24 protein-coding genes are annotated in these 22,736 nt (G+C 30.9%); 13 read left to right on the top strand and 11 right to left on the bottom strand.

Annotation, left to right across the window (positions count from 1 at the left end; genetic code table 11):
* The first annotated feature begins 160 nt into the window (after window positions 1-160).
* The gene (locus tag Q1A15_RS02140) at window positions 161-3,970 is read left to right on the top strand and encodes an Ig-like domain-containing protein (protein ID WP_299618029.1); all 3,810 of its coding nucleotides are present in this window, start codon (window positions 161-163) and stop codon (window positions 3,968-3,970) included.
* 81 nt (window positions 3,971-4,051) lie between these two features.
* Here Q1A15_RS02140 and mscL read toward each other — a convergent pair whose 3' ends face one another.
* From mscL to Q1A15_RS02125, 3 genes are read right to left on the bottom strand one after another with little or no spacing between them, the layout of a single operon-like run.
* Window positions 4,052-4,462 (bottom strand): large-conductance mechanosensitive channel protein MscL, encoded by a 411-nt coding sequence (gene mscL / locus Q1A15_RS02135; RefSeq protein WP_299619769.1) that lies wholly within the window; start codon window positions 4,460-4,462, stop codon window positions 4,052-4,054.
* 54 nt (window positions 4,463-4,516) lie between these two features.
* Entirely contained in the window at window positions 4,517-5,617 is a 1,101-nt protein-coding gene (gene alr / locus Q1A15_RS02130) for an alanine racemase (protein ID WP_299618026.1), read from the bottom strand.
* Window positions 5,614-6,222 (bottom strand): thymidine kinase, encoded by a 609-nt coding sequence (locus tag Q1A15_RS02125; protein WP_299618023.1) that lies wholly within the window; start codon window positions 6,220-6,222, stop codon window positions 5,614-5,616. Before Q1A15_RS02125 ends, alr begins: the two co-directional genes overlap by 4 nt.
* Window positions 6,223-6,324: 102 nt before the next feature.
* Here Q1A15_RS02125 and Q1A15_RS02120 point away from each other — a divergent pair, with 102 nt between their 5' ends.
* Genes Q1A15_RS02120 through Q1A15_RS02105 form a run of 4 tightly spaced genes read left to right on the top strand, consistent with a single transcriptional unit; the run spans window position 6,325 to window position 9,263 of the window.
* Window positions 6,325-7,323, top strand: coding sequence for a hypothetical protein (locus Q1A15_RS02120; protein ID WP_299618020.1), 999 nt, complete (start codon window positions 6,325-6,327; stop codon window positions 7,321-7,323).
* Between the two features lie 22 nt (window positions 7,324-7,345).
* Entirely contained in the window at window positions 7,346-7,738 is a 393-nt protein-coding gene (locus Q1A15_RS02115; RefSeq protein WP_299618018.1) for a DUF6165 family protein, read from the top strand.
* Window positions 7,739-7,760: 22 nt separating this feature from the next.
* The gene (locus tag Q1A15_RS02110; protein WP_299618015.1) at window positions 7,761-8,243 is read left to right on the top strand and encodes a hypothetical protein; all 483 of its coding nucleotides are present in this window, start codon (window positions 7,761-7,763) and stop codon (window positions 8,241-8,243) included.
* A gap of 9 nt (window positions 8,244-8,252) precedes the next feature.
* Window positions 8,253-9,263, top strand: a complete 1,011-nt coding sequence (locus Q1A15_RS02105) for a DUF3089 domain-containing protein (RefSeq protein WP_299618012.1) — start codon at window positions 8,253-8,255, stop codon at window positions 9,261-9,263.
* A gap of 11 nt (window positions 9,264-9,274) precedes the next feature.
* On the opposite strand, the gene Q1A15_RS02100 is transcribed toward Q1A15_RS02105, so the two are convergent.
* Window positions 9,275-10,159: a Brp/Blh family beta-carotene 15,15'-dioxygenase gene (locus Q1A15_RS02100; RefSeq protein WP_299618009.1), complete on the bottom strand. Its 885-nt coding sequence runs from the start codon at window positions 10,157-10,159 to the stop codon at window positions 9,275-9,277.
* Window positions 10,160-10,252: 93 nt separating this feature from the next.
* On the opposite strand from Q1A15_RS02100, the gene Q1A15_RS02095 reads away from it, so the two are divergent.
* The 3 genes from Q1A15_RS02095 (at window position 10,253) to Q1A15_RS02085 (ending at window position 12,071) form a co-directional block, all read left to right on the top strand.
* On the top strand, window positions 10,253-10,990 hold the full coding sequence (locus Q1A15_RS02095) for a bacteriorhodopsin-like (RefSeq protein ID WP_299618006.1): 738 nt from the start codon (window positions 10,253-10,255) through the stop codon (window positions 10,988-10,990).
* A 100-nt stretch (window positions 10,991-11,090) separates the two neighbouring features.
* Entirely contained in the window at window positions 11,091-11,555 is a 465-nt protein-coding gene (locus Q1A15_RS02090) for a DUF4252 domain-containing protein (protein ID WP_299618004.1), read from the top strand.
* 48 nt (window positions 11,556-11,603) lie between these two features.
* A complete protein-coding gene (locus Q1A15_RS02085) occupies window positions 11,604-12,071 on the top strand; it encodes a DUF4252 domain-containing protein (RefSeq protein ID WP_299618001.1) in 468 nt (155 codons plus the stop codon).
* A 21-nt stretch (window positions 12,072-12,092) separates the two neighbouring features.
* Here the strand turns inward: Q1A15_RS02085 and Q1A15_RS02080 are convergent, their stop codons facing one another.
* Entirely contained in the window at window positions 12,093-12,440 is a 348-nt protein-coding gene (locus Q1A15_RS02080) for an ArsC/Spx/MgsR family protein (protein WP_299617998.1), read from the bottom strand.
* A 41-nt stretch (window positions 12,441-12,481) separates the two neighbouring features.
* On the opposite strand from Q1A15_RS02080, the gene Q1A15_RS02075 reads away from it, so the two are divergent.
* The 3 genes from Q1A15_RS02075 to Q1A15_RS02065 all read left to right on the top strand — a co-directional run bounded on the left by Q1A15_RS02075 (window position 12,482) and on the right by Q1A15_RS02065 (window position 14,780).
* Window positions 12,482-12,937, top strand: a complete 456-nt coding sequence (locus Q1A15_RS02075) for a DinB family protein (RefSeq protein ID WP_299617995.1) — start codon at window positions 12,482-12,484, stop codon at window positions 12,935-12,937.
* 21 nt (window positions 12,938-12,958) lie between these two features.
* Window positions 12,959-14,110, top strand: a complete 1,152-nt coding sequence (locus tag Q1A15_RS02070) for a cystathionine gamma-synthase (protein ID WP_299617992.1) — start codon at window positions 12,959-12,961, stop codon at window positions 14,108-14,110.
* Between the two features lie 76 nt (window positions 14,111-14,186).
* On the top strand, window positions 14,187-14,780 hold the full coding sequence (locus Q1A15_RS02065) for a TetR/AcrR family transcriptional regulator (RefSeq protein WP_299617989.1): 594 nt from the start codon (window positions 14,187-14,189) through the stop codon (window positions 14,778-14,780).
* Between the two features lie 332 nt (window positions 14,781-15,112).
* On the opposite strand, the gene Q1A15_RS02060 is transcribed toward Q1A15_RS02065, so the two are convergent.
* The 6 genes from Q1A15_RS02060 to fbp all read right to left on the bottom strand — a co-directional run bounded on the left by Q1A15_RS02060 (window position 15,113) and on the right by fbp (window position 20,777).
* Complete coding sequence (locus tag Q1A15_RS02060) at window positions 15,113-16,045, bottom strand: hypothetical protein (RefSeq protein ID WP_299617986.1); 933 nt, start codon at window positions 16,043-16,045, stop codon at window positions 15,113-15,115.
* Between the two features lie 7 nt (window positions 16,046-16,052).
* On the bottom strand, window positions 16,053-17,006 hold the full coding sequence (locus Q1A15_RS02055; protein WP_299617983.1) for a DUF6175 family protein: 954 nt from the start codon (window positions 17,004-17,006) through the stop codon (window positions 16,053-16,055).
* Window positions 17,007-17,016: 10 nt separating this feature from the next.
* Window positions 17,017-17,541 carry a hypothetical protein gene (locus tag Q1A15_RS02050; protein WP_299617981.1) on the bottom strand — a complete coding sequence of 175 codons (525 nt, stop codon included), beginning with the start codon at window positions 17,539-17,541 and terminating at the stop codon, window positions 17,017-17,019.
* Window positions 17,542-17,548: 7 nt separating this feature from the next.
* Window positions 17,549-18,763, bottom strand: a complete 1,215-nt coding sequence (locus Q1A15_RS02045) for a hypothetical protein (protein WP_299617978.1) — start codon at window positions 18,761-18,763, stop codon at window positions 17,549-17,551.
* Between the two features lie 266 nt (window positions 18,764-19,029).
* Entirely contained in the window at window positions 19,030-19,638 is a 609-nt protein-coding gene (locus Q1A15_RS02040; protein WP_299617975.1) for a superoxide dismutase, read from the bottom strand.
* Between the two features lie 128 nt (window positions 19,639-19,766).
* Window positions 19,767-20,777, bottom strand: a complete 1,011-nt coding sequence (fbp, locus tag Q1A15_RS02035; RefSeq protein ID WP_299617973.1) for a class 1 fructose-bisphosphatase — start codon at window positions 20,775-20,777, stop codon at window positions 19,767-19,769.
* Between the two features lie 184 nt (window positions 20,778-20,961).
* On the opposite strand from fbp, the gene Q1A15_RS02030 reads away from it, so the two are divergent.
* On the top strand, window positions 20,962-21,447 hold the full coding sequence (locus tag Q1A15_RS02030; protein ID WP_299617970.1) for a GNAT family N-acetyltransferase: 486 nt from the start codon (window positions 20,962-20,964) through the stop codon (window positions 21,445-21,447).
* Window positions 21,434-22,687, top strand: coding sequence for an aspartate kinase (locus Q1A15_RS02025; protein WP_299617967.1), 1,254 nt, complete (start codon window positions 21,434-21,436; stop codon window positions 22,685-22,687). The genes Q1A15_RS02030 and Q1A15_RS02025 overlap by 14 nt, the downstream gene beginning before the upstream one ends.
* Window positions 22,688-22,736 lie beyond the last annotated feature (49 nt).

The following is a 22,736-nucleotide window of genomic DNA, read 5'->3' as shown; positions in this document are numbered from 1 at the left end:
AATGTTTTAAACTGGATAATGCCGCAACTACTTCATATTAGTTGCGGTTTTTTTGTCTTGTATAATGGCGTATGTACTTGTAGATAATTTCACTGAAAACAGGGTAATACGTTAATCTGCCATGCTTTATTCTTGTGGAATCAAATTATTAATAATCCCAATGAAACTTTTATCAAAAATTAGCTGTTTAATATTGTTTATTAATAGCTTTCATCTTTTTTCACAAACCATAGATAGTAATGGTTGGACGAAATTAAATCCCGAAAATGCTTCTAAAATTATATATGTTAGTAGCGAAGAAGGAGACGACGATTCCGCCGAAGTATATGTTCATACTGATGGAGTAGTAGGTGCTGATCCTTTTTTACCAAGTGCATCAATAAAAGCATTTAAAACAGTAAAAGCAGCACTAACAAATGTTACCAACGGTGAGGCAGCGTGGATTCTTTTAAAAAGAGGAAATACTTTTACAGAAACATTAGAACCAAAAAGTGGAGCATCAGCTACAGCTCCTTTTGTGTATGCAACTTACGGAACTTCAAAAGAATTGCCTTTAATTTTATTAGATGGAAAAATAGGATTTAGAAGTTTAGGGGAATTGAATCATTTTTACGTAATAGGAATTGATTTTTACGCAAAGAAAAGTGATCCAAACGATATTGAGTTTACTTCATTTAAAGGAAATATTCCTGGCTTTTTTATATATGCAGCATCTGCAGGAACTGTAAATGATGTTTTAGTAGAAGGTTGTGCTTTCCGTTTTACAGAAGGTTGTAATATTTCGTCTAAAGAATTAGGTGGAGTTACCAATATTAGATTAAGAAGAAACTTGTTCTTTGATAGTTATGCCGCTGATAGCCATTCATCGGGTATTTTTACAAATCAGGTAAATGATATAACTTTAGAAGAAAATATTTTTGATCATAACGGATGGTACCAAAAATCGTTAGCAGGTAATAATGATCAGAATGGAGGTCAGGCTACTATTTTTAATCACAATTTATATTTTAGTTCCGTAAAAAATACAGTATTTGACGGTAATTCTTTTTACAGACCAAGTAGTATTGGAACAAAATTTACAGCGAATAAAGGAGAAGGAAGTAGTACAGATATTACCATTACAAACAACTTCTATTACGATTGCGAAATAGGAATTTCGTTAGGAGGTAATGTGCGTACAGGTGCTTATCGATTTAAAAACTTATTGGTAAATGATAATGTATTTAATTCGTTAGGAGAATCTAAACAAACAAATAGAACTTTAGGTTGGGCTATTGAAATTGATGATTGGGAAAATGGAATTTTTAAAGATAATTTTATTGTACATCAAAATGTAAATGAAGCTTCTCATTTTGGAGTTGGAATGTATTTAAGAGGAGAGAATAAAGATGTACAAATTGAAAATAATACACTATACAATTTAAAATCGACCAATTACATTTATTTAGATAGAAGTGAATTTACAAACAGTACTTTAAGTGATAACATTGTCCACAATACTCACGATCGTTCAAAGCATGTTTTTGTCAATAGAACTTTTACTTCAGAAGATTTAGTGTTTTCAGGAAACACGTACTCTGGTCAGAGTACAATACCATCGTTATATATTGAAAGAGATTTGCAAAGTATTGCCGATTGGAAAGATAAAACGTCGGAAGAGGTTACCAATACTACATTGCCAAATTATGTAGATCCTGATAGATCTTTTGAACGATATATTACTGAAGTTTTGGGATTAGATTCTTTAGAAGCGTTTTACAAGAATCTTCGTAAGTTAAATATGCATAATTGGAAAAATGAATACACAGCTATTGAAATTAATAGATGGATTAAAGAAGGATTCGAAATTAATACTGGTGTAACTGTAGCTGTTACTTCGGTGACTTTTAATGAAGATCAAGAAAATATAGCTATAGAAAAAAATAAAGAACTACAGTTATTTCCAATTATTCAACCAACAAATGCAACCAATAAAAATGTTACTTGGACTTCTAGCGATGAATCAATAGCAACTGTAGATGCAACGGGAAAATTAACTTTCTTAACCACAGGAAGTGTAACTATTAAAGCTGTTACTGAAGATGGAGGATTTAAGGCAGAAAGTAATATTACTGTTTTAGCAGAAGCAGATAATACAGTAGCGGTAACAGGTGTTTTTGTTGCTGAAGAACAAAAGTTTTTAACTATAGATCAAGGAAGTGAATTATTGCTATTGCCGCCAATTATTAGACCGTCTAATGCTATTAATAAAAACTACATATGGTCATCAAGTGATGAAAGCATAGCTACTATAGATGCAAACGGATTGGTAAAAGCATTGGCTGTAGGTGAAGTAATACTTAGTGTAACTACTGAAGAAGGTGGTTTTACTGCGACGGTTAAAATGATTATAACTCCTAAGATCAATGATACTACTTTTCAAGAGTTTGTGTACAAGCAAACTGATGGAAAAGATGTTAGTTTACGAGTATATTATCCTGAATCATGGACGAATACTGATAATAGGAAAGCGATTGTAATGTTTCATGGTGGTAGCTGGGTGTCTGGATCATATTTTCAAATGTTTCCCTGGTGTAATTATTTAGCGTCTCAAGGAATGGTTGCAATATCTGTTTCTTATACCTACGGAAGTGTAGAGAGTTGTGTTTTAGATGCGAGAAGTGCCATGCGTTGGGTACGATCTAATAGCGATATGTTAGGAATTGATCCGAATGAAATTTCAGCAGCTGGAGCTTCTGCAGGATCGCATATTGCAATGTCTACTTTTTTATCTGAAGGACTAGATGATCCTAATGATGACCTAAGTGTTTCTTCAAAACCAAATGCGTTCTTTTTAATAGATCCGGCTATAAAAATACCAACAGATGATTATAACGAAATAAAAGCAGATTGGGGAGAAGAGATTGCAAAGTTAACAGATCCTATTTCGCATAAAGTGTATGGTTCAGATTTTCCTCCAGTAATATGTTTTTCAGGAACTAATGATGGAAGAGTATCAGAGGCACACCAAATGGTTCAGTATTTACATTATAAAGGAGTACCAGCAAGTTTATGGTTAGGTAGTGAGCAGGTTCATGGTTTTGCAGATAAATCTGAATGGTTTGCAAGTATCATGAATAGAATTCATAACTTTTTTAACGATCAAGGTATTTTGTCAAATGCGTATCCGTTAGAAATTAAGAATCCGAAGTTAACATTTCATGATTTTGCAGGCGATAAAGAAGGTTTATTTTCACCTGCTTCAATATTAAGTTTTCCAACTGAAAAAGATCCGTCTATAGCAAATAACTTAATTAATAATACAGGTTTTTCAACAAGTGATATAACACCAGGAACTCCGCACGATGAAGATGAAAGTAATATGTGGTTTACAGAAAGAGGTAATACTTCTGGTGAAATTATTTTTGATTTAGGAGAAGCAAAAGATATTGACCAGGTACATTTATGGAACTGGAATAGCCCTGCACAATCGGTTAAAACTGGGCTAAGGGATATAGAAATTTACACATCAACTACAGATGATATTGATGATTTTACCTATGCAACTAAAATTGCTATTTATCCTGGAGGTAATTTTGCTCAAAATTTCGATGTTAAAAAGGAAGGAGTAAGGCTAGTAAAGTTTGCTGTTTTAAATCCTTTTAATAGTGCTTTTCAGTCTATGGGATTAGCAGAAGTTAAGTTTTCTGGAGCACAAAGTACATTGAGTGTAACAGAAGATGTTATAGAAAAAAGTAATATTCCGATTTTAAAATACAACATTGGTGATGGAAGATTAGTAATACACAACAATTATCTTTTAAAATTACAGACAATTGATGTTGTTGATGTAAGTGGCGCTTTAATTCGTACGATTAAATTAATAGATGGTTATGGTTCTATTGAAGGTTTATCAAGCGGAATGTATTATTTAAGGTTTAAAAACGATTCTAAGGAAGCTGTAGCAGTAGAAAAGTATATTAAAAATTAATAAGAAACCAATCAACCGAAATAATAAAAAAGGCTATTGATAAACATCAATAGCCTTTTAAACTTTATAGTGATTTGAAGATTAGTTCTTCTTTAATAAATCTCTAATTTCAGCCAATAAATCTTCTTGAGTTGGTCCAGCTGGTGGTGCAGGAGCAGCTTCTTCTTCTTTTTTCTTCATTGCGTTAACACCTTTTACAATCATAAACATTACAAAAGCAACAATGATAAAGTCGATTACATTGGTTATAAATTGACCGTGTAGAATTGCTATTTCATTAGAAACTACTTTACCAGTTTCATCAAGTACAGCGTCTTTTAAAACAATTTTTAAATCTTTAAAATCAGATTTAAATATCATACCGATTAACGGAGAAACAATTCCTCCTGTGAAAGAAGCAACAACTTTGTTGAAAGCAGCACCCATTACAAAACCAACTGCAATGTCTACTAAATTACCTTTCATGGCAAAGTCTTTAAACTCTTTTAACATTCCCATTTGAATAGATTTTTAAATATTAATTACTGAGTGTAATTTAATAAAATTTTAACGTTTTACAAATCTTTTAATTCGTTGAGATAGAGCTGTTAATATTTCATATGGAATGGTTTCGCATTTATGAGCCATATACTCTATATGTTGCTGATGATTAAAAAGTATTACTTCATCACCTTCTTTACAATCTATATTAGTAACATCAACCATAAGCATATCCATACAAACATTTCCAATGATAGGTGCAGGTTTGTTATTGACAATAACAAAACCATTTTTATTTCCTAATCTTCTAGAAATTCCATCTGCATGACCAATAGGTATCGTTGCACTTTGCGTAGGACGACTGGCAACAAAAGCTCTGTTGTAACCAACAGTTTCTCCTGGTTGAATCATGTGTATTTGAGAGATAATACTTTTTAAGCTATGTGTATTTCTTAAGTTGGCTGTTTCATTAGCATCGTTTCCAAATCCATACATTCCTATACCAACTCTTACCATATCAAATTGTGCTTTTGGATAATTTACTACTCCAGAAGTGTTTAAAATATGTAGCATCGGTTCGTAACCTAAATGCTGATAAATTTGCTTTACAATATAAGCGAAGTTATTAATTTGATTCACTGTAAATTCTTGTTCATTCAAGTCTTCACTAGCAGCCAAATGAGAAAAAATAGATTGTACAATAACATTATTAGACTTTTTTAATGTCGCAATAATATTGGGTACATCTGTATGCCAAAACCCTAATCTGTTTAAACCAGTGTTAAACTTAATGTGTATAGGATAGTTCATTAAAGGAACATCGTTAGCATAATTTATAAAAGCTTCAAATATTTTAAAGTTGTATAAATTAGGCTCAAGTCTGTATTTAACAATAGCTTCAATATTTGGGATTTGCGGGTGTAATACTAAAATAGGAGTATCTATTCCAGCTTCTCTTAACGCAATTCCTTCATGACTGTAAGCCACTGCAAAATAATCGACATGATCTTTTACGATTTTTGCAATTTCAACAGCTTCACTACCATAACCAAAAGCTTTTACTACAGCTAAAATCTTGGTAGTTGGTTGAAGTTTTTGTTTAAAATAACTAATGTTGTGTAAAATAGCATTAGCGTCGATTTCTAAAACGGTTACATGATTGTTCATTCCTCCTCTTCTTTGTGTTGAGCATTTTGCTCTTTCATTGCCTTATAATAAGCTGCTCTACTTAAAGGTTCATATTCTTGAGTTTCTCCTAAAAGTACAATGTTTTCGCTTTCAGCTTTTCTAAAGCTATAATGTGCTAAGTTACCAGTTCTAGTACAAACGGCATGAACTTTAGTAACATATTCTGCAGTAGCCATTAAAGCTGGCATTGGTCCGAATGGATTTCCTTTAAAGTCCATGTCTAAACCAGCAACGATTACCCGAATTCCCCTGTTGGCTAAATCGTTACAAACAGCAACAATTTCATCATCAAAAAATTGAGCTTCATCAATACCAACAACATCAACATTATTTGCAAGTAACCTAATATTTGCTGATGCAGGAACTGGTGTTGATCGAATTCTGTTATCATTGTGCGAAACGACTTCTTCTTCATCGTATCGTACATCGATAGCAGGTTTAAAAATCTCAACCCTTTGTTTTGCAAATTTTGCTCTTTTTAATCTACGTATGAGTTCCTCAGTTTTCCCCGAAAACATTGAGCCGCAAATTACTTCTATCCACCCAAACTGTTCTGTATGATTTACTGTATTTTCAAGAAACATTTTGTAATTTTAATGCTCAAATAATTATTTTTGTCTTACATTTCGATAAGGGAACAAATTTATTAAATTTTAACAGCAAAAAATAAAACCTACCCATAACTTATGCACAAAAAATTGGCTTCAGATCTAACTAGTTTAGCGCATAGCATTTTACAGATGAAAAACAAAGATGATGTTTTGGCATTGAAGGAAAAAGCGCATGAAGTATATGAAAAACTAGCATTATTGGCTTATGTAGAAGAGTATATTAATACTACACCACAAGCTAAAGAAACCAAAGAAGAGCTTCTAGAAAAAATAGCAATAATTGAAGAAACTAAAACCGTAGAAGCTATTGATGAAGTTGTAGTAGATCTTCCAGAAGAGCCTGTGGTTAAAGAAGAGAAGGTTACAGAACAGGGGGTTATAGTTGTAGAAGAAGAGCCTATTACTGAACCTGTTGTAGAAGAGGTTTTTGTAGAGCAAACAATTAAAGAAAGTATTGAAGAGAATATCGAAGAAGATATTGTTGAAATACTTGAAGAAGTAGAGGAGATCATTGAAGAAGAACCAATATTCATAAAAGTAGAAGAAGAGGTTCAAGAAATAGAAGAACCAATAATTCCTGAACCAATAAAAAATAAGGTTGAAGAAATTGAGGAGCAACCTTTTGATGAACTTGAAAATTTATTATTTGGTAACGACGATCCTGCTTTTAAAGAAGTAGAATTTATAGAAGAATTAAAAGCTCCTGTAGAAGAAGAAAAAGAAGAGGAAGTAGCAGCAACAAATGCTCCTACACTTGAAGATGAATTAAAAGATACACTTCCTGTTGATGTGATGGCTGATTTATTTCAGAAAGTTGAACCTAAAAAAACGATCAACGATCACTTACAAACAACAATTCAAATCGGACTTAACGATCGTATTGCTTTTGTGAAACACTTATTTGATGGAGATCAAACAGATTTCAATCGTGTGCTTTCACAGTTAAATACATTTAAAACAGAAAAAGAAGCGAAAAACTTCATTAATAAAATGGTAAAGCCAGATTACGATTGGAGTACAAAAGAAGAATATGAAACACGTTTTTTCGAAATTATAGAACGTCGTTTTATTTAAATAAAGAATTAAATCAAGATTAATGAAGATAGAAGTTTCTAACGGAGAAATTATAGACAAATACACGATTTTAGCAATTAAGTTAAATGAAATAAACGATCAGAATAAACTTAAAAATATTCAAAATGAATATGATGTATTAACACCTGTTGTTGATCATATTTATAATGAAGTTTCTAATCAAAGTGAACTTAAAAAGTTACACAACGATTTATTAGAGATCAATAAAAAGCTTTGGAAAATAGAAGACGATATCAGAGAGTGTGAGCGAGCTAAAGATTTTGGTGAAACTTTTGTTGAATTGGCACGAGCAGTATATTTTACTAATGATGATCGATCGGTTGTGAAAAAAGATATTAATACTTTAACTGGTTCAGATTTGGTAGAAGAAAAATCTTACGAAGATTATAAATAATAACCAATTGAATATGAAAACTATGAAAAACACACTTCTATTAGTAACTTTTTTACTGAGCTCATTTTTTAGTATAGCTCAAAATAATGCAAAGCCTATTGAGCTGGTTAGTAATTTTGGTGGACATTATTTTCAGCAAGAAGGAAACCGACTTTCTCAAGCTGATGTATTAAGTCTAATGGAATCGAATAAAGAAGCCTATACTCTAATGAAAAAATCTAAATCTGCAAATACGTGGGCTTTAGTTTTAGGTGGTATTGGAGGCGGACTTATAGGTTGGCCATTGGGAACAGCTGTTGCTGGTGGAGATGCTAAATGGGAATTAGCTGCTGTTGGAGCTGGTTTTGTAATTGGAGCTATTCCATTAGCTAGTAGTGCAAAGAAAAAAGCAAAAAAAGCTGTTGACTTATACAACGGAGGTTTAAACTCAGGTGCTTATACATTTGATCCAGATATCAACTTACAACTTAATGGTGCTACAGCAAGTCTTAAAATACAATTCTAAATTATTATAATGCGAAATCTGTTTTATTTACTATCTATAATTTTAATTACTACAAGTTGTAGATCTACTTATAAAACACAAACATTTCGTACTACAGACATACCCAAGGCTCCTAATTATAACGAAGAGAGTTCTTGGGCTGTTTTGCCTTCTAAATATCAAGATAATTTTAAAACATATGCTTCAAATCGTTTAGATACTTTAAAAGCAGATGTTTTTTATGTATATCCTACATTAAATACAAGCAAAAAAGATATTCGTTGGAATGTTCCAATTACAGATGAAGAACAAAATAATATCGTTTTAAATAAAGCGGCATTAATGCAAGCTTCAGCTTTTGCAACTTCAGGCAAAGTTTATGTTCCATTTTATCGTCAAGCTCATATTCGTTCGTATAGATTATTCAATAAAGGAGGAAAAGAAGCTCAAGATGTGGCATATTCAGATGTTAAAAGTGCTTTTGAAGTTTATTTAAAGAAATATAATAATGGTAGACCAATCATAATGGTTGGTCATAGTCAAGGAACTACACATACAGTTCGTTTACTAAAAGATTTCTTTGATAATAAAACGCTTCAGAAACAATTAATAGCAGCTTATATTCCCGGTATTAGAGTAAAAGAAAATGAGTTTTCTAGTATAAAATTGATGAAATCACCAAAAGAAACGGGAGGTTTTATTTCATGGAATACGTACAAGAAAAATAATTATCCAAAAAAAGATAAAAATTGGTACAAAGGTTCGGTAACTACAAATCCAATTACTTGGGATGATGCTAAAGAAACTCAATTAGAACTACACAAAGGTTTCTTATATACCAATGGGAAAATTTACGACCAAGCACTAAAGATTCAAATTACAGATGGATTAGTTTGGAGTACTAATCCGAAATTTCCATTACGTTTTTTTATGTCATTTTTGAAAAATTATCATGCAGGTGATATTAATTTATTTTGGCAAGATATTAGAGAAAATGCTGTATTGAGAACAAATACTTGGTTTTCGGAAAACGAAAAATAAAGTCTTCTTATTTAATAATCCTTATCCAAACGCGATATAATCCAAACATGCGGAAATGTTATTGTGGCTAACATTATAAATAGAATTGGCGTAAAAACCGTTTCATTTTCGCTGAATATCAAATAAAGAATTCCGAGTCCAATCAAAGAGAGAATCCAGTATATGAAAGAAGATTTTAAATATGCTTTAAAACTGGCTCTTTTATTATTTCCGTACAAATATCTTACCTGTCTTACTAAGGAAGGAATACTGTGCCAGAAAACAAAATAAATAGCAAAAGACCATAGTAAAGATGCTGTTTTAAAAATCACATATAAGATCAACAGATAAAAACATTCTTCTACAATATCAACAATCTTTATTAGCTTAGTTTTTGAACAAATTATAAATGTTATACTCATTAATATAAGTAATGTATAAAGAGCATATTTGAAAATTTCTTCATTAGGATAAAATCCAGTGATATCATTTATAATAACTGAAGTTGATTGCGAATTAGAAAAAAATAGTATAGAAAATACTAAAAGTCCGTGTATGGTATAAGAGATTGTTGTTAATACAGACGATTTTTTTAGCTTACTAGATAAGTGTTCTTCACCAAAATGATAACTACTAAACAAAATAAATAAACTAAGAGCAAACAAGGGGAAAAAGAAAAAGATACTTGTGATACTCAAAATGATTAACAAATAAGTAAAAAGAACTTTTAAAAAAAGTTTTCGATTAAAATCAACGTGTTTTTTTTCGATTAACTTAAGATCATTTGCGCCATGTAAAACTCCAAATGATAATATTAAAACATAAGCTAAAAAATTTTCTATATCGTAATTGAAAAATACAGCAATCCAAAGAGATAAAAAGGTACTGAAAATGGTAATATTCTTATAATCAGCCATGAAAAATAATTTTTGTTTAACATCCCCGATATAAAGTTAAACATTTTTGTTTAATATTTCGTAAATTTGATTAAACAAAAATCACAACTTAAAATGAAACATTTATTCACACTTATGGGGGCTACACCCGAAATCGCTACAGATGATTATGTAGGATTTACATTTTTTGTAGGTTGTATGGCTATGATGGCTGCATCTGTTTTCTTCTTTTTCTCAATGAATAATTACGATAAAAAATGGAAAACATCCATCTTAGTTTCAGGATTAATTACATTTATTGCCGCAGTGCATTATTGGTATATGAGAGATTATTGGTACAGTAACGGAAGTTCTCCTACATTCTTTAGATATGTAGATTGGATTTTAACAGTACCACTAATGTGTGTTGAATTCTATTTAATACTTAAAGTAGCTGGAGCTAAAAAATCACTAATGTGGAGGTTAATCTTCTTATCGGTAGTGATGTTGGTAACAGGTTATTTTGGAGAGGCAGTGTATAGAGAACAAGCTTGGTTATGGGGCTTAATATCTGGTATTGCTTATTTTATTATCGTATACGATATTTGGTTAGGTTCAGCAAAAAAACTAGCAGAAAAAGCAGGAGGAGCAGTTTTATCAGCACACAAAACTTTATGTTGGTTCGTGTTAGTAGGTTGGGCGATATACCCAATTGGTTATATGGCAGGTACTCCAGGTTGGTACGATAGTATTTTTGGAGGTTTAGCTATGGATGTTATTTATAACATTGGTGACGCTATTAACAAGATAGGATTTGGATTAGTAGTATTTAATTTAGCTGTTTCTGCATCAGAGAAAACGGCGACATCTTAAATTAGTTTTTTATAGTATTTAGTATAATCCTGCTGAAAAGCAGGATTTTTTTGTAACAAAAAATTATGAGTGTCGTCTTCATCGTATAAAACCAAGTATTATGAAACGATTAATAACCACTATTTTAATTTGTATCGCATTTGCGATTAACGCACAAAACACAGCTTATTCTGATTTTTATAAAGCCAATAAAGATGAAAGTCAGTTTTCAATGAGTGTACCAGTATCATTAGGAAATTTTTTCTCAGATGAAGATGAAACTGAAGAGTTTGAAGAGTTGATGAAAAAAGCAGAGCATTGTAAAATTGTTATTTTTAATAACGAAAACAATTCAATAGAACGTAACTTTAATAAGTTTACAAAAAGGAAAGGTTTAAAAACTTTAATGAAAGTTAGAGACGGAAAAGATAAAGCAGGTATCTTTTTCATTGAAAAGAATGATTTAGTAAAAGAGATTATTATCAGAGCGAATAGCGATGAAGAAAAAATGGTAATGATCGGATTAAAAATTACATTAACTAAAGATGAATTAGGTACTATAGTAACTAAAATGAAAAAGAAATAAATCAATTAATCTCAATAAAATTAAAATATAAAGTAAACCAAGTTTTTTATGAAAAGAATAGTAACCTTAGCTCTAGTAATTTTTACAGCAGTAGCAATTAACGCACAATCAACTTCATTTAAACAATTTTATAAAACACATAAAAAAGAAGCAGAAGTATCTCTTAATGTTCCAGGTTTTATAGCTAGAATGTTTATTGATAGTGATGATTTAGGTGAAGAAGAAATTTTAATTAAAAAGGCAAGAAACTTTAAAGTATTAACTTTTTCTGAACAAGTAGACGAGGTTTCTAAAGATTTTACAACTTTTATTGAAGATAGTAAATTAAAATCTCTTGTTAGAACAAAAGATGGAGGTGATAAAGCAGAAATTTATTTCTTAGAAAAGAAAGATAAAATTAAAGAAATTGTAATTATGACTGCCGATAGAGGAGATGAGTTGGTACTTTTAGGTTTAAAAACAAACCTAACCAAAGACGAATTCAGATCTATGATTTCTGAAATGGAAAAATCATAACAAACAAAATAAAGCTTCTCGTTAGAGAAGCTTTTCTTTTAAACTTTCAATAGTTTTTTTACTGTTTCCAACAAAAACTTCATCTTCAACAATAAAAACAGGACGCTTTAAAAAGGTATATTCATCCAAAATATATTGCTTGTAATCATCCTCAGTTAAGTTTTGATTTTTTAAATCCATTTCTCGGTACAATTTAGCTCTCTTATTAAAAAGACCTTCGTAACTTTTAGAGAAGCTATAAAGCTCTTCTAACTGAGCAACTGTAATCGGATTCGACTTTATTTCTTGTTTTTCAAAACCTTCAAGGTTTACTTCTTTTAAAATTCTTCTACAAGTATCACAAGTTTGTAAAAAATAAACTTTCTTCATGGTATTAAGTGTATCTTTATATGCGCTAAAATAGCCAGAAAATGAATACACAATTTGATATTTTAAGAAAATCTAGAGAACTTGTATTAAAAAAAATAGAAGGGTTAACTCACGAACAATTGCATAAAATTCCTGAAGGATTTAAAAATAATATTGCTTGGAATGTGGCTCATTTAGTAGTTACTCAGCAATTATTACATTATAAATTATCAGGTTTACAATGTTTAATTCCAGATGATTTAATTGAAAAATATAGAAAAGGAACTTCTCCATCTGAAGAGTTTTCAGCAGAAGAATTTGAAGAGGTAAAAGAATTATTAGCTGGATTACCAGATACTTTAGAAGAAGATTACAAAGAAGGAATTTTCCAAGAATATACAGAATATCCAACAAGTACAGGATATGTATTAAGTTCTATTGATAATGCAATAGCATTTAATAATTTACATGAAGGAATTCATTTAGGAACGATAATGGCGTTATCAAAATTAGTTTAGATTCTAATTTTTATTGATCGGATGAAATTTAATACCAAAATAATACATGGAGGTCAACAGCACGAGGAAGCTACTGGTGCTGTAATGACTCCAATTTTTCAAACTTCTACTTACGCACAATCAAGTCCAGGACAAAATAAAGGATATGAATATTCTAGAGCTGCAAATCCTACACGAACAGCTTTAGAAAATGCCTTTGCATCTATAGAAAACGGAACTCATGGTTTTGCTTTTGCTTCTGGTTTGGCAGCAATAGATTGCGTTTTACGTTTATTAAAACCAGGAGATGAAGTTATTGCTGGAGATGATTTGTATGGCGGAACTTACAGAATGTTTACAAGATTGTTTGAAAGGTATGGATTAAAATTTCAGTATGTAAATATGAATAATCCAAATAATGTAGTTGAAGCAATTTCTTCAGCAACAAAATTAATTTGGATTGAAACACCTACAAATCCGTTAATGAAAATTGCGGATATTGAAGCCATAGCACTAGCTGTGAAAAGTGTAAATAAAGATCTTTTAATTGCTGTAGATAATACGTTTGCAACTCCATATTTACAGCGTCCATTAGATTTAGGAGCAGACATCGTAATGCATTCTGCAACCAAATATTTAGGTGGGCATTCAGATCTTGTAATGGGAGCGTTAATGGTGAAAGATGAAAACTTAGCAAAAGAACTACACTTTATTCAGTTTGCTGCAGGTGCAGTAGCCGGACCAATGGATTCTTTTTTAGCATTACGAGGAATTAAAACTTTACATGTTAGAATGCAACGCCATTGTGAAAATGGAAAAAAAATAGCAGAGTTTTTAAATGAGCATGATAAAATAGAAAAGGTTTTTTATCCCGGTTTTTCAGATCATGAAGGTCATGAAGTTGCAAAAAAGCAAATGAAAGATTTTGGAGGAATGGTTTCTTTCCGATTTAAAGATTCAAATAAAGCGACTGCGTTTAAATTTTTAGAAAGCACAAAAGTTTTTACACTTGCCGAGTCTTTAGGCGGAGTTGAAAGCTTAGTAAACCATCCTGTAACCATGACTCACGCTTCTATTCCAGAAGAAGAGCGGTTAAAAATTGGTATCACAAATTCACTAATTAGACTAAGTGTAGGTATTGAAGATATTGATGATTTACTAGCAGATTTAGAACAAGCATTGGCTCAATTATAAAATAAGTTCCTCATTTAGAAGAATTTTTTTGCCTTAAAAATATACCAATTGGTATATTTTTATATATTTGTCTTATATGTTGAAATCTGAAAGGACAAGATTACATATAATTGAAACAGTTGCTCCTATATTTAATAAGAGAGGATACTCGGGAATGAGCTTATCAAAAATAACTCAGGCAGCCGGTTTAACCAAAGGAGCTATTTATGGGCACTTCGAAAGCAAAGAAGAATTAGCTATAGAAGCCTTTAGATATTGTATAAGAACTGTTTTAAAAGATTTAAATGCTCACGTTGCAAGGGGGAAAACAGCATTAGATAAGTTAATTAATGTTTCTAGTTTTTATAAAAACTATTATAGTTACTGTAAAAAATTTGGAGGTTGCCCAATTTTAAATATTGGAGTAGATTCTGAATATCAGCAAAATTCGATATCTAAACTTGTAAGATCGTATAACGAAAGAATCTTAGAAAAGTTTACAAATCTTATAGAAAAAGCTAAAGATACGAATGAAGTTAAAAGTAACATTGTTAGTGAAATTTATGCTAAAAGATTTTCCTATATGATAGAAGGAGCAGTTTACATGTCACATATCATGAAAGATGAAAGTTATCTTTTTGATTTGGCAGATGTAATGAAGCAAATGATTATTAATGAATTGAAAGAATAAATTTTTTTGACAAAAAATATACCGATTGGTATAAATTTAAATTAATCCCGCAATTATGTTAATAGTTGAACATAAATGAAATTTGCTCTTAGGAGCTTAACCAAACTAAATTAGTTCTTTAGTGTATTTTAATTTGTTAACGTTGCCTTCAGAACTATAAATATTGAAGGCTAGCTTAAACTATTTGAAAAGATTGTACAAACATTTTTAAACAAACAAACTTCTAAAAAGAATTAAAAAGTTTACGATTTTCGAAAAAAGGTATAAGCAAAAAAGCACCCGTTCTGGGTGCTTTTTTATTGTATATAATACAAGGTTTTAAATTTCAAGTTTTAATACCAACCTCTTACATTGTAATTAACTGTTTTAGGTTGATTTTTACCATATGCAACTCCAACATCTCTCGCTGCTTTTATGTAAGTTTTCTTTAAGTCTAAAACTTTTAGTTTGTAATTCCAATCTCTATCATTAAGATCTTTAACTCTTGCTGCAATTTTCTTATATAAAACTTTTACTTTCGGATAAGATTTTGCTTGTGGCTCTACAGTTGATAGAATTTCTCCTGCTTTATTTGCAGCAGCTACATCTTGATTCGCATTCCAAATAGCAGATGCTTTTTCAAGCTTTTGTTTACAGTCTCTATCTATTGCTTTCTGATATAAGCTCTTAATTTTAGATTCAACTTTCCCAAAACAAGAACTAGCTTCAGGTATGCTAGTAAGCATTGATAAGGCTTCTTCAAACTTATTTTGAGTTTCTAATACAGATGCCTTTTTCAGAATATTAGCACAGTTAGTATCGTAGTATTCAATAATTTTGCTCTTACCTGTTTCTATAAAATCTAAAATAGCAGGATTCTTTGGTGATAATCTTTTAACAGCAGCGATATATGCTTTGGTTTCATTATTACCAACACCTTTCAATTCTATAGATTCACTAGCAAATAATGTACCCGACATACCATCACCAATATATAATGTAACATTTAAATTTAATGCTGTTTTTGGCGGGGCAGTAGGAGTAATATCTTTAGATAAAACAGAAACATTAGGTACTAAAACAAATCTAGAGTTATAAGGGTTTTTAGCAAAACCATTTTTAGTAATAATTTTTGTTAATCTATTTACCAACATTTTTTTAGCAGATGCAGGTATGCTATTTGACTGTCTTGGAACATAAGCAGCCAAAGAAATATTATTACTCTTTTTTTGAGCGATTAAAAGTGCAACAAAAAAAAGAGATAGTATTGTTATCGTTTTTTTCATAATTATTTTATTTACCACCAAGAATTATTGTTGCGCTTCCTAATCCGTTCATTACAAGTTTATTTGGTATTTCATAAGGAGCTTTCTTAAGTTTCTTACTTAATTTTTTAACAAATCTTCTAGCATCAATTGCTCTTCCTTTGTCATTATAAAGAGGAATTCTAACTTGTTCAAATAATGCCATGTTTTCAGTTATGTCAGTAGTGCTAAACCTACCTTTAACAGTATTGTCTGCAATCCAGTCTTCTATAATAGTACCAAGTTCTTCACCATCAAATTCAGATTCTAAATCTTCATCCCAATCATCCCACTTTTGAATTTTAATTGTGATTTCTCTTCCGTTTTCAAACATATCATCAAAATGTGTTTGTAAAGAATTAGTAAAGCTATCCATATGAGATAAAACAGCTTCAGAAAGTAAAACAGGCACTTCAGCAGAGAAAGAAGGAGCTCCAGTCCCAGTAGCTGTTGCAACTTGTTTATTCGTGTATGCATCTAAGCCTTGTAAATTAAAATTGATAGATTTTTTTGGACCAGTTCTATTGATAGTCCAAGTTAATTGCATAATAATATCTGCTTTCGCTACTTTTTTTAATGCGTCAATCGGGCTTTCACTAATTCCGCTACCACTATCTTTAGATGAACGCATATTATTTTCAGCAGCGTTAGCTTCTAAAGTTTTAATAGCAGATTCCATATTTTTTAATGGAAATCCTCGCTCAGCCATCATACCATTAATTTGACTGATAACTTGTAATACTTCAGTGTTTTCTTGAAAAGCTCTTTTATAATCAGGGACTTTAGTTATAGTCCCTTGATTATTAAATGTAAGCATATATCCATTTTGGTTACACCAAGCATCACTTGGAACAACCATTAAAGTTGGTTTTTTAGCTTGTCCATATGAAAACATTATGGTGAATAATACAAAGCTAAAAAATGAAATTATGTTTTTTTTCATTTGTATGTTTTTAGAATCCAGCATCTAATGCTTTAATTATACCTTCAGTTTCTAATCGTTTACGTAATTGATCTGTTGCTACATTAACAACTACACCAATTTTGTATTTCTTTCTACTAATTTTTAAACGATCACCAGGAGCAATATTTCCGTCAGCTGCAGCGGTTACATATTTTCTGTATTCACCACTATCACTAAAGAATTTGTTAAAAAAGTCACGATGTTTCTCATCATTATTGCTAACTAAAGCTTTAAAAGCAGTACAACTATTTCCTCCACCAGAATATCCTTTGAAGATAATTCCATGAACAGCATTTTTCATTGCTTGGTCTATAGCGAATCTTGGTTTTTTAGAGTAAGACCATACTTTAACTAGTTTAAAGCCTTTTTTTCCTACACCTTCACATTCGATATCGTAAACCCAATTTTTAGTGTCTTTATTCGCTATTTTTTTTCTTCGTTGTGCATTAATGCTTAAGCATGATAATAGTAATAAAACTATTAAACTATACTTAGATAAAATTGAAGTATTCATAGAGTTTTTAGTTGATTTGTCTGATTAGCATTCCAGAGTAGTAGTTTCTACCTCCTTTAAATAAAGTATATTCTTTATCACTTTTTTTAGCGTCTTTTTCTTCTCCTGCTAAATAACGATTATCCCAAATATGTTTCTTGTCGACTTTAATAACACCTTTTCTCTTGTAAACAGTTTTTCCGTTTTTATCGATTACTTGTTCTAATACTTCATATTTATCTCCTTTTTCTAACCCTTCTTTCAGACCAATTTTTGCAGCTAAAGGGTCACCACTTAAAAGAGGAGTTTTAGTTCTAAATACTTCATATTTTCTTTGAAGCTTTGCAATTACAGCATCTACAGCTTTTACTGTAGCGATAGATACCAATTCTTCTTCACTTTTTTTGGTAAAAGATGTACTCTGTAAATCTGCCCAAGCTACTTCTGTACCTACAAACTCTAATTGGAAAACATCAGACTCATCAAAAGCTTTCTTTTTTGCTTCATCTAGATTAGCGTCATCTGTCCAATAATCATTATAAAAAGTGTTTGCAATTTCTTCGTTCCAAACTAATTTATAAAGATGTGTAGTAGTAATGATTACGTATCCTTTACCAAGAACATCAAGACTTGTGTTGGCTACTTTAGAACCAAATCCGCCAGATTTTCCAGTTAAACTACTAATCATTCGAAGTCCTTTTTTAGCTTTCTTAGCAACTTTTTCTTTACTGATGTATTTGAAATCATTAACAATAACAAAAGTGTTATTAATAAGTTCCTCACCAGCATCAGCTAATAAACTAAGTCCGCGCTCACTGTTTTTTGCGATTTTCACATCTAACTCAGTAGCATTATACAAACCTCTTTCAGAAACAAGATCCATATTAAAACCACCTTTTTCACTTCTGTTGAACCATTTAGCAACTACTGTTTTAGCAATATCGTTGGTATTGAAGTATTCTTTAATAGCAGTTTTTTGAGCTTCTCTTTTTTCTTTTTTAGCTAACTTGTCGTTGTATACCTTGTTAATTGTTCTTAAGTTAAGGTTGTGGTCGTTGAATTTTTCAGGGACTTTAGCAGAAGTAAAAGTTTTTTCAATTACATCTGCATACTTTCGGTCTTTGTCTGTAACCATAAGAGAAAATAGTGAGCTTCTTCTATAAACAACATCACTTTCTTTTTTCTGACCGTAAATTAAAGGCACGTTGATAACTGCCAATACAAATAGCATAAGTTTCTTCATAACTTGTTTTAAGTTTGATTAGTTTTTTGATTTTAAATAAAAAATGGGCTTAGATCTATAGCAAATTTTTTCTTCTTTCCGCGACCGAAAGTAATTAAAAAATATGATTAGTTGTTTATTTTTTTAAAATAAATTTAGAGGAAGTTTCAATAGGTTAAAACGTTACGAGAATATTTATAAAGATTGAGAATTATAAAAACAATAAAGCATAAAAAAAGCGCACTATTATTATAGTGCGCTTTTATATTTTTAAGATGCTAATTTAATTACTTAGCTTCAGCATATCTTCTTTCAACTTCATTCCAGTTGATTACTTTAAAGAAAGCATCAATATAATCTGGTCTTCTGTTTTGGTAGTTTAAGTAGTATGCGTGCTCCCAAACATCTAAACCTAAGATAGGAGTACCTCCACAAGTAACACCTGGCATTAATGGGTTATCTTGATTTGGAGTAGAACATACTTCTACTTTACCACCTTTGTGTACACATAACCAAGCCCATCCAGAACCAAATTGAGTAGCTGCAGCTTTAGAGAAAGCATCGATAAAAGCTTCTTTAGAACCAAATTCAGCTTCGATAGCATCTTTTAATTCCCCAGATAAATATCCTCTATCTTCTGGATTCATTACAGTCCAGAATAATGAGTGATTATAAAAACCACCACCATTATTACGAACTCCAGCATTGCTCATATCTAAGTTCGTTAAAATATCTTCGATAGATTTACCTTCTAAATCTGTTCCTTCAATTGCAGCGTTTAATTTATTTGTATATCCATTATGATGCTTAGAGTGGTGAATCTCCATAGTTCTTGCATCTATATTTGGTTCTAACGCGTCGTAAGCGTACCCTAATTCTGGTAATTCAAAAGCCATAATTTTTGTTTATTTGATTACTAATTAACTGATACGAAGTTACAGCAAAAAAATAGGACTAACAACAGTTAGTCCTATTTGATCCTTATATCGTAATAAGATTATATTATAGTAATAATAAATGGTTATTATTCAGAATACTCTTTCATAAATTCTTCTGCTTTTTCTACCATATTTTTACTTCCACAGAAAAATGGAATTCGTTGATGTAATTCCGTTGGTTGTACATCCATAATTCTATTAAAACCGTCACTCGCTTTTCCTTTAGCTTGTTCTGCTAAGAATGCCATTGGGTTACATTCGTATAATAAACGAAGTTTACCATTAGAGTTTTTAGAACTTTTCGGATACATATATATTCCACCTTTAATCATGTTTCTATGGAAATCTGAAACTAAAGATCCAATATATCTACTTGTGTATGGTCTGTCACCTTCCTCTTCTTGACAATATTTGATGTACTTCTTTACTCCAATAGGGAAATGAATATAGTTTCCTTCATTTACTGAGTAAATTTTTCCATCTTCGGGAAATTGCATGTTTGGGTGAGATAAATAGAATGTTCCAATTGCTGGATTTAAAGTAAATCCATTAACACCATCTCCAGTGGTATACACTAACATTGTAGAAGTTCCATAAACTACATATCCAGCAGCAACTTGCTCGCTTCCTTTTTGTAAGAAATCTTCTAATTTTACAGGAGTTCCAACAGGAGTAATTCTTCTGTAAACTGAGAAAATTGTTCCTACAGAAACGTTAACATCAATGTTAGATGAACCATCAAGAGGGTCAATTAAAACGACATACTTATTTTGGTGATTCTCATCTTGACTATTTACAATAATAAAGTCATCTTCCTCTTCACTGGCAATTCCACAAACAATATTTCTATTGGTTAACGTTTGTATAAATTTATCATTTGCATAAACATCTAGTTTTTGCTGATCTTCACCTTGAATATTAGTTTCACCAGCAGCACCAATAATATCTACAAGTCCAGCTTTATTAACTTCATGATTCACAACTTTTGCTGCTAAACGAATAGAGTTAATTAAACGTGATAATTCACCTGAAGTATATTTAAAAGAAGCTTGATTTTCAATGATAAATTCGCCGAGGGTCTGATTTTTTTTAGCCATAAAGAGTACACTATTTTATCTACCTACAAAGATGATAACTTTTTTTACAACTACAACGTTTTAGTTTAGTATTTTACAGGAATTGTTAAAGTGGAAAAATCAACAAAACAATTGTATGTGTTGTAATTTGTTATTTTTTTTAACAAGGTGTTATAAAAACTATTTTTGCTGAAAAATTTTAAACATGAGTTTTACTATTCGTAAAGGAAAAAAGGAAGATGCTCAAGCAATTCATGATTTAATTGTAGAGTTAGCTGTTTTTGAAAAAGAGCCAGATGCGGTAGAAATTACTGTTGAAGATTTAATAAGAGATGGATTTTCAGAAAATCCTAGATTTAACACTTTTGTAGCTGAAGAAGCTGACGGAACCATTATAGGAATGGCGTTGTTTTACGAAAGATATTCTACATGGAAAGGTAAAGCAATTCATTTAGAAGATTTAATGGTAACAGCATCTAAAAGAGGAATCGGAGCCGGGAAAGAGTTGTATAAATCAATTATGAAATATGCCTCAGATAATGGGTATAAACGTGTGGCTTGGGAAGTATTAGATTGGAATACAAATGCAATTGAATTTTACGAAAAAAGTGGAGCGAAAGTTTTAAGAGATTGGGATGTAGCTCAAATGAATGAACAAAATTTAGAAAGATTTATAAATGAGAATTTTTAAGTTTGGAGGAGCATCAGTAAAAAGCCCTGATGCAGTGAAAAATGTTGTACGTGTATTACAACATGAAGGAACAGAAAACACATTAGTTGTAATTTCTGCAATGGGAAAAATGACAAATGCTTTTGAACGTTTAATAAAAGCATTCACAGAAGGGTCGGATGATGTAAATGATGCATTACAAGCGATCAAAGATTTTCATACAAATATGTTAGACGGTCTTTTTGAAAAAGGAGACGAAGTATATACGAAAGTAACATATCTTTTTGGAGAATTAGCTGGCCGTATGTCGATTAATACTTCTAAAGATTATAATTATGTTTACGATCAAATTGTTGGTTTTGGTGAAATTCTTTCTACAACTATAGTAAGTGCATACTTATCTAAAATTGGCGTAGAAAACCAATGGTTAGATGTGCGACAGTTTATTAAAACAGATAATAGCTACAGAGATGCTAAAGTAAATTGGAAGCAAACAGAAGCTATTATCAAAGAAAAAGTAGATACTTCTAAATTAAATATTACTCAAGGTTTCTTAGGAAATGATGGAGAATACACTACAACTTTAGGAAGAGAAGGTTCAGATTATACAGCTGGTATTTTTGCATATTGTTTAAATGCTGATAGTGTTACAATTTGGAAAGATGTTCCTGGAGTATTAAATGCAGATCCAAGAGTTTTTGACGAAACAGAGTTATTGAGAAAAATCTCATATACCGAAGCGATAGAAATGGCATTTTATGGAGCTTCTGTAATTCACCCAAAAACAATTCAGCCGTTAGAGCAAAAACAAATTCCGTTATTTGTTCGATCTTTTGATGATTTAGATAAAGAAGGAACGACTGTTTTAAAAACAGAAGGAATTACACCTAAAGTTCCGTGTTATATCGTAAAGAAAAATCAGATTCTAGTATCAATTTCAGCTAAAGATTTCTCTTTTATGGTAGAAGATAATATTAGTGATGTATTTAAAAAATTACATGACTATAAATTGAAAGTAAACTTAATTCAAAACTCTGCCATTAGTTTCTCTGTTTGTATAGAAGATAAGTTCAATAGTTTTGATGCTTTTTACGACGAATTAAAATCTTTCTACACAATTAAATCTTATCGAGATGTTACGTTATATACTATACGACATTTTGATGATCAGGCAATAAGTAGTATTAGAACGAAAGGAAAAGCAATTATCAGACAAATTAATACAGAAACAGCTCAGTTAGTAATTCAAGAAAAAGGCTAACCAAAGTATTTTTCTCCTATATTTGCGACATACGATTATATCAAACTTT

Origin of the sequence: uncultured Tenacibaculum sp. (assembly GCF_947495995.1) — a bacterium.
Lineage (GTDB): Bacteria > Bacteroidota > Bacteroidia > Flavobacteriales > Flavobacteriaceae > Polaribacter.
This window is presented reverse-complemented; position numbering and strand designations above follow the sequence as displayed.

Bases quoted from the DNA above. Each gene is read 5' to 3' on its own strand.
- Q1A15_RS02030 (WP_299617970.1), top strand. From the start codon at position 20,962: ATGAGTTTTACTATTCGTAAAGGAAAAAAGGAAGATGCTCAAGCAATT.
- Q1A15_RS02040 (WP_299617975.1), bottom strand. From the start codon at position 19,638: ATGGCTTTTGAATTACCAGAATTAGGGTACGCTTACGACGCGTTAGAA.
- Q1A15_RS02045 (WP_299617978.1), bottom strand. From the start codon at position 18,763: ATGAAGAAACTTATGCTATTTGTATTGGCAGTTATCAACGTGCCTTTA.
- Q1A15_RS02110 (WP_299618015.1), top strand. From the start codon at position 7,761: ATGAAAAACACACTTCTATTAGTAACTTTTTTACTGAGCTCATTTTTT.
- alr (WP_299618026.1), bottom strand. From the start codon at position 5,617: ATGAACAATCATGTAACCGTTTTAGAAATCGACGCTAATGCTATTTTA.
- mscL (WP_299619769.1), bottom strand. From the start codon at position 4,462: ATGTTAAAAGAGTTTAAAGACTTTGCCATGAAAGGTAATTTAGTAGAC.
- fbp (WP_299617973.1), bottom strand. From the start codon at position 20,777: ATGGCTAAAAAAAATCAGACCCTCGGCGAATTTATCATTGAAAATCAA.
- Q1A15_RS02125 (WP_299618023.1), bottom strand. From the start codon at position 6,222: ATGTTTCTTGAAAATACAGTAAATCATACAGAACAGTTTGGGTGGATA.
- Q1A15_RS02025 (WP_299617967.1), top strand. From the start codon at position 21,434: ATGAGAATTTTTAAGTTTGGAGGAGCATCAGTAAAAAGCCCTGATGCA.
- Q1A15_RS02100 (WP_299618009.1), bottom strand. From the start codon at position 10,159: ATGGCTGATTATAAGAATATTACCATTTTCAGTACCTTTTTATCTCTT.
- Q1A15_RS02140 (WP_299618029.1), top strand. From the start codon at position 161: ATGAAACTTTTATCAAAAATTAGCTGTTTAATATTGTTTATTAATAGC.
- Q1A15_RS02085 (WP_299618001.1), top strand. From the start codon at position 11,604: ATGAAAAGAATAGTAACCTTAGCTCTAGTAATTTTTACAGCAGTAGCA.
- Q1A15_RS02115 (WP_299618018.1), top strand. From the start codon at position 7,346: ATGAAGATAGAAGTTTCTAACGGAGAAATTATAGACAAATACACGATT.
- Q1A15_RS02075 (WP_299617995.1), top strand. From the start codon at position 12,482: ATGAATACACAATTTGATATTTTAAGAAAATCTAGAGAACTTGTATTA.
- Q1A15_RS02095 (WP_299618006.1), top strand. From the start codon at position 10,253: ATGAAACATTTATTCACACTTATGGGGGCTACACCCGAAATCGCTACA.
- Q1A15_RS02070 (WP_299617992.1), top strand. From the start codon at position 12,959: ATGAAATTTAATACCAAAATAATACATGGAGGTCAACAGCACGAGGAA.
- Q1A15_RS02065 (WP_299617989.1), top strand. From the start codon at position 14,187: ATGTTGAAATCTGAAAGGACAAGATTACATATAATTGAAACAGTTGCT.
- Q1A15_RS02080 (WP_299617998.1), bottom strand. From the start codon at position 12,440: ATGAAGAAAGTTTATTTTTTACAAACTTGTGATACTTGTAGAAGAATT.
- Q1A15_RS02055 (WP_299617983.1), bottom strand. From the start codon at position 17,006: ATGAAAAAAAACATAATTTCATTTTTTAGCTTTGTATTATTCACCATA.
- Q1A15_RS02105 (WP_299618012.1), top strand. From the start codon at position 8,253: ATGCGAAATCTGTTTTATTTACTATCTATAATTTTAATTACTACAAGT.
- Q1A15_RS02090 (WP_299618004.1), top strand. From the start codon at position 11,091: ATGAAACGATTAATAACCACTATTTTAATTTGTATCGCATTTGCGATT.
- Q1A15_RS02060 (WP_299617986.1), bottom strand. From the start codon at position 16,045: ATGAAAAAAACGATAACAATACTATCTCTTTTTTTTGTTGCACTTTTA.
- Q1A15_RS02120 (WP_299618020.1), top strand. From the start codon at position 6,325: ATGCACAAAAAATTGGCTTCAGATCTAACTAGTTTAGCGCATAGCATT.
- Q1A15_RS02050 (WP_299617981.1), bottom strand. From the start codon at position 17,541: ATGAATACTTCAATTTTATCTAAGTATAGTTTAATAGTTTTATTACTA.